12 protein-coding genes are annotated in these 12188 nt (G+C 34.0%); all 12 read right to left on the minus strand.

Translation table 11 applies throughout. The features are described 5' to 3' along the window. Positions 1-41 precede the first annotated feature (41 nt). The 12 genes from AC27IJ_RS10275 to AC27IJ_RS10330 all read right to left on the minus strand — a co-directional run bounded on the left by AC27IJ_RS10275 (position 42) and on the right by AC27IJ_RS10330 (position 12185). Positions 42-929 carry a hypothetical protein gene (locus AC27IJ_RS10275; RefSeq protein ID WP_487148700.1) on the minus strand — a complete coding sequence of 296 codons (888 nt, stop codon included), beginning with the start codon at positions 927-929 and terminating at the stop codon, positions 42-44. Between the two features lie 92 nt (positions 930-1021). Further along, positions 1022-1813 carry a PdaC/SigV domain-containing protein gene (locus tag AC27IJ_RS10280; RefSeq protein WP_487148702.1) on the minus strand — a complete coding sequence of 264 codons (792 nt, stop codon included), beginning with the start codon at positions 1811-1813 and terminating at the stop codon, positions 1022-1024. 53 nt (positions 1814-1866) lie between these two features. Next, a complete protein-coding gene (locus tag AC27IJ_RS10285) occupies positions 1867-3162 on the minus strand; it encodes a PAAR-like protein (protein WP_487148704.1) in 1296 nt (431 codons plus the stop codon). Between the two features lie 134 nt (positions 3163-3296). Further along, complete coding sequence (locus AC27IJ_RS10290; protein ID WP_487148706.1) at positions 3297-3698, minus strand: hypothetical protein; 402 nt, start codon at positions 3696-3698, stop codon at positions 3297-3299. A 508-nt stretch (positions 3699-4206) separates the two neighbouring features. After that, a complete protein-coding gene (locus AC27IJ_RS10295; protein WP_487148708.1) occupies positions 4207-4647 on the minus strand; it encodes a hypothetical protein in 441 nt (146 codons plus the stop codon). 757 nt (positions 4648-5404) lie between these two features. After that, on the minus strand, positions 5405-6004 hold the full coding sequence (locus AC27IJ_RS10300; protein ID WP_312500799.1) for a hypothetical protein: 600 nt from the start codon (positions 6002-6004) through the stop codon (positions 5405-5407). Positions 6005-6036: 32 nt separating this feature from the next. Further along, positions 6037-7263: a glycoside hydrolase family protein gene (locus tag AC27IJ_RS10305; protein WP_487148710.1), complete on the minus strand. Its 1227-nt coding sequence runs from the start codon at positions 7261-7263 to the stop codon at positions 6037-6039. Between the two features lie 431 nt (positions 7264-7694). After that, the gene (locus AC27IJ_RS10310; RefSeq protein WP_487148712.1) at positions 7695-8225 is read right to left on the minus strand and encodes a hypothetical protein; all 531 of its coding nucleotides are present in this window, start codon (positions 8223-8225) and stop codon (positions 7695-7697) included. Positions 8226-8454: 229 nt separating this feature from the next. Then, entirely contained in the window at positions 8455-9225 is a 771-nt protein-coding gene (locus tag AC27IJ_RS10315; protein WP_487148714.1) for a hypothetical protein, read from the minus strand. A 15-nt stretch (positions 9226-9240) separates the two neighbouring features. After that, positions 9241-10542, minus strand: a complete 1302-nt coding sequence (locus AC27IJ_RS10320; RefSeq protein WP_487148716.1) for a PAAR-like protein — start codon at positions 10540-10542, stop codon at positions 9241-9243. Between the two features lie 228 nt (positions 10543-10770). Further along, positions 10771-11064, minus strand: a complete 294-nt coding sequence (locus tag AC27IJ_RS10325; protein WP_487148718.1) for a hypothetical protein — start codon at positions 11062-11064, stop codon at positions 10771-10773. A 467-nt stretch (positions 11065-11531) separates the two neighbouring features. Beyond that, the gene (locus AC27IJ_RS10330) at positions 11532-12185 is read right to left on the minus strand and encodes a hypothetical protein (protein WP_487148720.1); all 654 of its coding nucleotides are present in this window, start codon (positions 12183-12185) and stop codon (positions 11532-11534) included. Between the last annotated feature and the right edge of the window lie 3 nt (positions 12186-12188).

The following is a 12188-nucleotide window of genomic DNA, read 5'->3' on the forward strand; positions in this document are numbered from 1 at the left end:
TTCTTAGTTGTTCAGTACCACCAAATATTGTAATAAACTTATTATTTTATTATACTGATGGTTTCTGCATAGTAGTCTCTTCTATTTTTATAAGAATCTTCATCAGTCCATTTATTAATTTTAGCGGTTACCTTATCTGCCTCATTTTTATCATTTGCATTTAAGTTATCAACAATTGAATTAAGATTCTTCGCCATCCAGTCATATCCTGCTGCTTCCCAAGCAAATTCTTTTGCGACATAATCAGCACCCTCTATTACAATGTTCTTATATCTATCAATATTATATCCTTTATCCTCTGCCTTTTTGACAGCACCTTTATATCTTTCTAAAAATCCAGTGTCAGTTTTGTTAGGGGATTTCCAGACCACTTCCAAATTGCTAAAGTCTTGCTTTATCATATATGTTGCGAATGCTTGATAACCATAATCCCATGTCAATTGAATAAATCCTGAACCTCTATATTTATATTTATATTTAGTCTTTGTATCATAGTAATTTACATATGCTGCCTGACTCTCCCAATTTACATGATCACCTTCTGTTAACCAAGCCCCCCTGTTTGTTTCTTGCATACATTGTGCCAAAAAATGACGAATTCGCTCAGTTGTTGTAATATCATATTTATTTAATACTCTATTTAATTCATTAACCAAACTAGAGGTTACCCCTGACCATTTCAATGCATTTAATTGCTCTGCGGTTACATAAATATAGTTTCCCTTACTCATGTTTCCCGGAACCTCAATAACACTTATAATTCCCCCATAAAAACAAGTTAGGAAATCTCCCGTAGTAATGGCATCAACATACGTTCCCACCGATTCATCCCAAATTTTAATTTTAGAACTCTTGCTCTTACTCCAGCTTCCATTCAACATAGGGATACATTTATGCAAGGTAGCCTGATGCTGAGACTTTACTGTCACAACCGGCCTTTCCGGGTATCCGGCCGGCGCTGGTATCTTACAACCTTCAAACGTATATATATTTTCATTTGCTTTACAGTCAGTACAAATCCCTATGCCATATATAAATCACTAAGGTTGAATTTTAAAGTAATATATCCATCAAGAGAATCATCAAAAGGAAAACTTATATACACAAACTGTTCATCTATTGCGAAATTATAAGTACTTGCTGAGTTATATATATTGCTTTCTGTATTAGCATCTGCCAACTGTTTAAGTGCTTCAACGAACCCTCTTATTATTTCTGGTTCACTACCTTTATAGCCACCTGTATATTGTCCTTCAATCCATTCAAATTTTTCCAATTTAATAGCTTCTATTACTCTATTCTTTGAAAAATAGTCAGTAAAGGGAATAAGTACGCCATTATTCAAACTAATGGTGACATAATTGGAAATATGTGAAGGATTTGCACCACCAAAAAAACTGTCTCCTTCATAATTCAAACTTATACTATTCTCTCCAACATAAAGGATTTTGTATTTATTTTCACCGCTCCAAAATTCATTTGATCTACCATTTGCTATGTCAGTGAATAGATTTAGAGTTTCACTAAATTTTCTAGAGCTTAAAGTTTCCATTGCAATTTCTCTCAATAGTTTATTTATATTTCCTTGTACGGATTTATTCTTTATGCCTGATATTTGTGGAAACTTAATCGATGCATTTAAATAAGGACCAGCAAGTACTCCATCATCTTTCTGATATTCAGCAGTAATTATATGTTTTTTTATTACTAAGCCATTAATGTGTGTTTCATCCTTAACTACCTCAATATATCCTATTGTTTGTTTACTATCTGAACATGCATAAAGATTGAAACAAGATAAACAAAAAACCAATATTATAGCAACTCGTTTAATATTGCACACCACCTTTTTATTAGACTCTAGTTTTATTTTTCAGGCAATCCAAGACATTTATCTGTTAAAATATTGTAGAACTCGTTTATTTTCTTGTTTCGCGTTGGAAATGAAGCTGTATCATTTTGATTAATAGCAGACGATACTGAATGCCAGTCTTTATGATCAGCATATAAATTTAAATCTCCCATTTTTTGATTTCCATAATTCCAAAACCATCCAGATGCTTCCCAGGCATATTTCCCTATATCTATAACGCCTACATCACTTGGCTTAATGTTTTGAACAGGCTGGTTATAATCGCCTCCTACTAACTTGTAACCTTGAACCATAATTTGTTGGTCTCCGACATAATCGGCAAATCTCTGATAATTGTATCTGCCTGTAATCTGAATATAACCAGAACCCCTAAAAAGTTCACCATCATTACCACCTTTATTACCTAAATCACTTCTGTTTGAGTATTTATTATTGAAATATTGTTCTGAGGAATTACTACTAAAACGCTCAAGTATTCTTGCACCTGCACTGGATTCATGTTTTACTTCTCCCAAGAAAAATGAGATTCTTAAATCGGTCGTTATACCATAAGCCTTAAGTACTCTATTCAATTCTATGATATTATTTTGACGTTCAGCTTCTGAACTGCCCATGAAAAAATTGAATTTGTCTAATTGTTCCAAAATAACGTACGCCTCCCCCTTAGTTCCATTTACCGCTGGAACCTCTACGATCTCTATAATCCCCCCATAAAAACACGTTAGGAAATCTCCTGTAGTAACGGCGTCAGCATACTTTCCCGTTGATTCATCCCAAATTTTAATTTTAGAACTCTTGCTCTTACTCCAGCTTCCATTCAACATAGGGATACATTTATGCAAGGTAGCCTGAGGCTGAGACTTTACTGTCACAACCGGCCTTTCCGGGTATCCGGCCGGTGCTGGTATCTTACAGCCTTCAAACGTATATATATTCTCATTTGCTTTACAGTCTGTACAAATCCCTATCGGGGTTCCATCCTTTTGCACCACCCCATGATCATGTAAAATATCAAATGCTGTCAATTTACTTCCTTCGCTACACCATAAAACGGACCCGCTCTTTACATATTTATTCTCTTTCTGAAACTGACCATAAAATGCGTAATGTTTGGTCATCAGCTCCTTGACAGTTTGTTCATATTCCGACACATCACCATTGCAGGCATCTTTCCATTCCATATATTGTTTAATAAGATTTCCCTGAAATTTGAACACAAAATCTCCAATAAACACAGCCTCTTTGCTAACTGTAACTCCTGATTTAACCTTTGTCTTTTCATCCGTCATAATATTGCTCCTTTATGATCTGGGAAACCCATTATATATCCTCCTCAACAGCCATGAATATCCGCTCAACAATCTCCATCCAGTGGTCCTTATCTTTTAATTTACAGCTAAAGGTTCCATGAGACTTCAATATTTTACCACTTATTTACTTTCAAAAAAGGTTCTAAATCATCTACATCAAATGTTATGAATGACTCTCCCCCCTGTTCTAAAATAATTACAAGCATACCTTTACGCAGGAAAAATGAATTCCTAAAGAGAAGTGAGCCAATTGAATTACTAATTGAGAAATATCCATTTTGAATCACTTGTTCCTGTGTGTATGAACACTTGTTTAGCTCCTCCAATAGTTCAATATGAGAATATTCATTTAAGTCAGGAACACCCTGCCACAAGGGATGAGGAGGTTCTTTCACTTTATCAGTATTCTCTTGAAGATATTTTATAAATTCCTCGTTAATTTCAACTAAGTCACTAAGAAAAACACGCTGACCTGTTAACAAATCAATTGTTATATAGTCATTGATAAAATCCATATTTTTACTTTTATACATAAATGAATTAACAAAAGAAAGGTATCTACCTGAGTGACAAGTGACTGTTAAGTCAACAGAATCAGCATTTAAAACTTTGCCTTCTATCCTGCCCTTGTGTGACGTTCAAATCAAGCAAGTGGTATCGTTGCCCCAACAGCCACTTGATTTTAAAATATGGGGCGTTTGTCGCCCAAGTTTGCTACAATAGGTTTTTTACGCCAAACCAAGTTTGGAAACTGCACTTTTGTCTTCTGAATTTTAAGTGAAATAACCCTTAAAAAACAAGTAGGTTAAAGGGCGGCGCTGTAAAGCGCGCCACCCATTCACCAAAAGCCCGCAGTGCCGGCTTTTTAAGACCTTCAAAAACGGTGCTGTAAAATCAAAAACGGTGCTGTGTTGGGTGCTGTGAATCAAATTCAATAGATGATAACTGCGATGAGTCAAGGGTTTTTTGGCTATTCAATTTCAGCGCTATAACCGACGCTGTTGTTGATTCCACTTATACATATCAATTCATATCCATGTTCAAAAAATCTTTAATTTTTGAATATTTAGCCTCGTAGAGCACATAAGAACCTATTGAGTGTAGAACTGCAATACTAATAATTAATGAGTCATCTGTGAGAAAGCCATGAATTTCTGAATTTAATCCTTCATCAGAAATTAAGAAGCTTTCTCGTGAAAGAATACCCGACACATATTCGTTTACAACGTTTTCTTCTTCAACTGAATTATATTTACTGTAAAGATGAAAGTTATTAAAAAACGAATTGATAAAATCATCATTAATATCTATAATTTTAGTGAGCTTAATGATATCACCTGATTCAATAGAAAAAGTTGCAGCCGAGATACGAATCAACGGATATGCTTGTGCAGGATGAAAAGACTCTGCAACAAAATATAAACTCAATATACCAGACGTAGAATGTGTTATTGAATAGGTCACTTTTACCTCCATTTCATCAAGAGTAGTGAACTGTTCTAGTATTTCTAATGCTAAAGATTCAATAGAATTATTTATTAATTGCTCAACATCTATATTTTTAAGATTGCTTATTTGAGGATAACTAATACTGACTTTTTGGTTTAATAGATATCTTCTCAGGAGTGTCTATTTGATATTTTTGCAAAACTCTATTTAAGTCTTTTACCATATCATTAGTGACTGCATTTGCTTGAAAATGTCCTGTTTGTTTGAGAAAATCTTCCAGTTGAGACTTGCTGACTAGATCCCCCGGCCCCTCAGGTGGAGTATCCTGCTACTCAGATTGACAGTGTTGCTTCTTCCCTTTGTGACGCCGTGTTTGCCCCCGTGTGGCGTTCAAACAGGGTGAGTGGTGTCATTGAGCCATCAACCCTATATTTTTAAAATTTGGAGCGATGCTTTGTTTCGAGAAATCTACTCCGATAACTTTGAAGGCTTATTTCAGTTATAAAATCTGGTTTTTAACCTCTCACTTTGCTTCAATTTTCACCCAATAAACATGGTGAGAAAAAATAGCAGGTTAAAGGACAGCGCTGTAGAGCGCGCCGCCCGTCCCACAAACACACTCAGTGCGGGCGTTTTCAGACCTTTCAAAAAGGTGCTGTAAAAATTGGGTGCTGTAGTCAAAATTATAAAGTTAACAAGTCCGATTATTTAGGGATTTACTTGCTGTTAAAAGCGGCACTATTTATGGCTCTATCAAATGGGTTAGCTTATTTTACTGTTCAATCTTTTGTAACTGGTAAAACGATGATTGACGGACGGCTATGATATAATCATTGATAATAATGAACCCCGTTGTAATATAGCTGTAATTATCCGGAGAATCTGATGATAGCCCCATTGCAATAACAACCGTACCTACAGTATCAGGATCTAAACCTTCTATCCCGGAATAATCATCAAGAAAATCATCTTGTTTCATCTGATTTAAGGTTTCTTGATAATAAGCAAATATAGGATTATCATGTTGACGTGTAAAAGGGTCACTGAAAGTTTTATCGCTGTATTGGATACGCAGTTGATCTTTTGATATTTCTATTACTGCATAGTCCAAGGAGCCACCAGTAATATCGTATCTTAAACTGTACCCTATTGTGTTTCCAACCTGCCACTTTCCGTATAATGAGCGTTCTATTTCCTTCGTGGCTAGTATAAACTCATGACCATATTCTTTACTAAATTCATTTATTATTGCAGAAACCTGTTCGTTCTGCTTATAATCTTCGCTGTTGCTATTACCTACTTTATTCCAGGTAAATATTACTACTGCTAAAATTAATACAGCGAGATATATAAATATAGCTGATTTTTTCATGAAAAAGAACATCCTTCCAATGATTTGAACTGTTAATACTTAATATGGTCAATTCCTGCTGCAATTACATTTGACTTCGAGTCATAATAATTGTTGTAATCAGCCTTGAAAAACAAATTGAGTTCGTTATTTCTTCTTGTAACTAGTCCATCTATTCTACTTCCTTGAAATTTTGTATAGGTAAATCCGTCAATGATATTTTGTTGATTAAAATTACCACTATTTCCATTTGCTATTAATTCTTTCCCAAGATCGGTTGAACTTGATAAAGAAGCTGGATAATTAAACACCAAGCTCACGACAGCGTCAAACTGATGTTGTTGTAGTGTAATACCATTATTCTTCAAAAAATTATTTACTTGAGTAACAGATCCACTTAAGTCATTTTGAAGATATCTCTGTATTTCTGTCTCTATGTCAGCTTGTGAGTGAGTTGCAACAAAATTACTTATTTGACTAAATTCACTGGCTGACTTTATACAATGTCCAATGCCAAAAGTTAAATCTGCATTCGAGTTGAATCCACCTGTCCATTGTGCATATGAGGGGTCTTTTGTGCTATAAATATAAGGAACTTTTCTCTCTGCCTTTTCCAACCAACTTGCACCCGAGAAGGTCATGTTCCCCGACCCCTTAGCTCTATTTACCTTTGGAACTTCTATAATCTCTATAATTCCCCCATAAAAACAAGTTAGGAAATCTCCTGTAGTAATGGCATCAACATACTTCCCCGTTGATTCATCCCAAATTTTAATTTTAGAACTCTTGCTCTTACTCCAGCTTCCATTCAACATAGGGATGCATTTATACAAGATAGCCTGAGGCTGAGACTTTACTGTCACAACCGGCCTTTCCGGGTATCCGGCCGACGCTGGTATCTTACAGCCTTCAAACGTATATATATTCTCATTTGCTTTACAGTCTGTACAAATCCCTATCGGGGTTCCATCCTTTTGCACCACCCCATGATCATGTAAAATATCAAATGCTGTCAACTTACTTCCTCCGCTACACCATAAAACGGACCCGCTCTTTACATATTTATTCTCTTTCTGAAACTGACCATAAAATGCATAATGTTTGGCCATCAGCTCCTTGGCAGTTTGTTCATATTCCGTCACATCACCGTTGCAGGCATCTTTCCATTCCATATATTGTTTAATAAGATTTCCCTGAAATTTGAATTCGAAATCTCCAATAAACACAGCCTCTTTGTTAACTGTAACTCCTGATTTAACCTCTGTCTTTTCATCCGTCATAATATTGCTCCTTTATGATCTGGGAAAACTATGATATTGTTTTAACGTTCAGTTCTGTACTGTCCATGAGAATTGTATTAAATTAAACGACGGTACAGTGTAATCCATTTCGCTCTAATTAGTCGTTTCCAGTCCCACTGACTGACTTCCAAAAAAAATTCTCATTCCCCAAAAGCCCGCAGTGCGGGCTTTTTCAGACCTTCAAAAAGGTGCTGTGGTGGGTGTTGTAGTTAAAATCGTTGAACCAATAAAGGCAGTAGCAAAGTCTCAAATCCGACTCTTGAATCAACTCTATGCAAATTCATAGTTAAAGCTAGTAATTATGTTTTCACACCCTATGTGCCAAAATAATATCTCCCCAAACTCCAACTAAAATAACATTCTCATTTAACAGTTCAATCTGAGTTACAACAGGAGTAAAATAATTCTCCTTAAATGTAACTAAAATAAGCAAGTGGTATATCATCCATATTTTCATAATCTTCTATTTTACCAACTATGATTCTCTCTTTTTCAACAAACTCATATAAATCTGGATATTCAAAGTCACCGTTGTTATTAAAATCATAAAATGTAAAATCCGATACCTTATACGTTAGTGAAAAAAATTTTTGTTCTCCTAGACGAAAGTATTCAGGAGTATACTCGACTTCATATCCAACATACTGCTTCTCATTAAAAATGTGCTCATCTCCCCAATATTTCTCACCAATATAATCCTTTGAGGTTAAAACAGTTTTATCCAGACTCCAAGTGCCATATATCTTCAATTTTTCTATATCTAAATTTCCATTTGATTCTTGGTAATTATCCTTAGTTTCACTGCCAGATGAAGGAACTCCTTCTACAATATTTGGAAATTCAGTAATACTATTCTCTGTTCCTGGATAAGATGGCTGTTGATTGCAAGATGTACTTATAATTAAAAGCACAACAAATAGAAAGAGTACTTTTTTATTCATTTTCTTATTATTCTTTTAATATCCATTAATAAATACTTCCGCTTCTGCTAACCTTCTTGTCGGATTATCGTGCATACCATAACCCTTCTAACTTCTGCTGGATCATAGAGTGCTATAAAATCTAAACCGGCTCTGTGTAAGGTGCTTTTCAGCAGATCAATCCAAGTTTTAAGAACTTTGGGGGTTATAAAAATAGCTCTATAAGCTAAAAAGTTGCATAAGGTAACTTCTATTTTTTTAACATATCAAGATATTTAGGATAAATTACATCTGCAATTTCGTTATATGGAATTTCTACAAAATTCTTTCCAGAACAAAAGACAATATTTTTATTTTCATCAATATACCAATTTGTCTCTCCTTGTGTGTCTATTAATCTATCAATAATCTCTTGAGGTGTAAATAAATGATATTCATCTTTTTCTTGTTCAGAAGTATATACCATAAACGCATCTTTAAAATTATGAAATATAGGGTTTGCAGCACTATTATAATTTGTTTCTATCATAGTTCCGTCATAACTATTAATTAACCTTTCATCAACAACCATAAAATCGGACAACTCAATCTTTTTGCCAGTATTCATATCAATGGTAATGCAAAAAAATCTGTCTATATAGCCCATGAAACCAAATACTCCTGATCCATTCTTATCATAAGCATTAAAGCTATACCAAAAACTAGAAATATATCTATTTGAAAAACCTGCACCACATGTATAATGGTATTCACAACCTGGTATTGAAAAATCAACAAATGATTTATTCATATAATCCTTTGCACCATGAAAAACCTGGTCTTCTAAAAGATTGTTTATATCATCTTGCTTCTTTATATCCTTTAGATCATTAACTTGAGGGTACTCCACATAGGATTCGTTATTAGTGTATGAAATTATGTTGATTGAGTAACTGTCATTATTCTTATCAACTTGGTAATATACTAATAAGAAAAACACAATTAAAATTACAGAATATACTATAAATTTTCTATTTTTCACTAATTACCTCCTTATTTAAAATGGAAATACATACTTTTGCATCCACAAATTATAAGCGTCTTCTCTTAATTTGTACTCTGCATTAGTCATTTTGGGGTTCACCACAGCAGTAACTTTATGAATATCTCCTGTATCAGCTTTGCTATTGAGATTACTTTTACTCCAATAGAACACTGCCGCTTCCCATGGGTAGTTTATAGCAATATATTCAGCACCTTTATTTACAATATCTAAGTCAGTTATATCGAACTCTTTTTTCATCCAATTTATAAATTCAGTATAATGATAGTCCCATGTTAGCTGTATCGCTCCACCTCCGCGATATTTTGATCCATATTCTCTATACGTGTCAAACCATTTATTAATATTTGTTCTGGTTGCAGTATCCGTAAATGGATATTTATTTAAGCCTGGTCCTTCAAGAAATCTATATCCATTGCTGGTTTCAGCAGCGCATTCGGCAAAAAAAGCACATATTCTTTCTTTGCTATCAATTTGATATTTCTCTAATAATGAATTGATTTTATCAATATCTCCTTGATTAATCTCTCTATGTTTTCTCTCAATTTCTGATGACATATCATTCATAGGACTATCTTTTCCTGTACCAACCACTTTATAACCACAATGAATTTTATTCCATCCCAAACTCTTCATTTGTTCAAGCGTTAGATACTCATTCCCCAACCTCTTAGTTCCATTCACCGTAGGAACCTCTACGATATTTATAATCCCCCCATAAAAACAAGTTAGGAAATCTCCTGTAGTAACGGCGTCAGCATACTTTCCCGTTGATTCATCCCAAATTTTAATTTTAGAACTCTTGCTCTTACTCCAGCTTCCATTCAACATAGGGATGCATTTATGCAAGGTAGCCTGAGGCTGAGACTTTACTGTCACAACCGGCCTTTCCGGGTATCCGGCCGGTGCTGGTATCTTACAGCCTTCAAACGTATATATATTCTCATTTGCTTTACAGTCTGTACAAATCCCTATCGGGGTTCCATCCTTTTGCACCACCCCATGATCATGCAAAATATCAAATGCTGTCAATTTACTTCCTCCGCTACACCATAAAACGGACCCGCTCTTTACATATTTATTCTCTTTCTGAAACTGACCATAAAATGCGTAATGTTTGGCCATCAGCTCCTTGACAGTTTGTTCATATTCCGACACATCACCATTGCAGGCATCCTTCCATTCCTTATATTGTTTAATAAGATTTCCCTGAAATTTGAACACAAAATCTCCAATAAACACAGCCTCTTTGCTAACTGTAACTCCTGATTTAACCTTTGTCTTTTCATCCGTCATAATATTGCTCCTTTATGATCTGGGAAAACTATGATATTGTTCTGACGTTCAGCTTCTGTACTGTCCATGAAAATTGTATTAAATTAAACGGCGGTACAGTGTAATCCATTTCGCTCTAATTAGTCGTTTCCAGTCCACTGACTGACTTCCCCAAAAAATCTCATTCCCCAAAGCCCGCAGTGCAGACTTTTTCAGACCTTCAAAAAGGTACTGTGGTGGGTGCTGTAGTTAAAATCGTTGAACCAATAAAGGCAGTATAACTATGTTTTCACACCCTATGTTTTCACACCCTATGTGCCAAAATAATATCTCCCAAACTCCAACTAACATAACATTCTCATTTAACAGTACAATCTGAGTTCCAACAGTAATAAAATAATTCTCCTTAAATGTAACTAAAAAATAAACAAGTGGTATATCATCCATATTTTCATAATCTTCCATTTTGTCAACTTTGATTCTCTCTTTTTCTACAAACTCATATAAATCTGGATATTCAAAGTTAGTTGTTATTAAAATCATAAAAATGAAAATCCGATGCCTCATACGTTAGTGAAAATTTTTTTGTTCTTCTAAACGAAAGTATTCAGGAGTATATCAATATACTCTGGTTCTCAGTCTTTTCAGTTTCAGAATAGGCTTCAACTTCTGAATAGACTTAAATACTTTCCATTTCCAATGATAATTTGTTTTTTGAATCAACTTATTGAACCTCGCCCTCTTCCTCTGATAATTTATTTTCAAAATAAGATTCTACAATACCTGTATACTCTGATTTATCTGTTAATAAGCCTTTCTTCGATACTATATAAAGAAGTTATAATAATTAAGGCACCCAAAATAGTTATTTTTACACCTTTTGACATGGCTCCTCCTATCAAATAATATTTATTTGTAAACCACTTAATAAATACTTTTTATCGCATCAAATATTAAATTAACAAGTGTATTAAACTACTCTTACGTTAGCTTAAAATCAAAATTATTAATTAATTATGCTCTTTTTCATACATATCTGCATTTTCAATGAATGCTACTCTTTTCATTAAAAATTCAAAACCATCATATTCAAGTACCATTGTATTATTATCTACTATATAAAAACTTGTAGAATTAATAGGAAATAATTCATTTGTATTCTCTGAACAATCAACATCCACATAATTAAAATAATTTCCTCTAATTCTTAAATCCATTACGCTGATTGAATGATCACCTAAGAAATATTGTTGCTGTCCATCTTCAATAACAGGGATTATATAAATACAATAAGCAGGAGAGGTTCCAACAATTGTTCCATCGTATAATATTTCACTTTGACTGTAATAAATTCGCTTACCTATAACATCAGGAGCATCTACTTCTTTCAATTCACCTTGAGAGGAGAAAAAAAGCCTACTTGTATAATTAAGATTCTCGATTATTTCCCATTCACCATAAAACAATTTATAACAAGAATTCATGAGGCTATTATCAATCACTAATTTTACCTCAGCTTTTAAAGCCTCTGAATCGGGTTCGTGGGATGTTATTTCGGCTGCTTTTCGAGCATTATTATTAATATAAAAATAAACGTTTGATATACCCGAAATTATGAAAGCTAGAATAACAATATAGATAAATATTTTTTTAAAGGATAACATAAT

The sequence above is a fragment of the Lacrimispora sp. YZC11 genome, assembly GCF_057543815.1.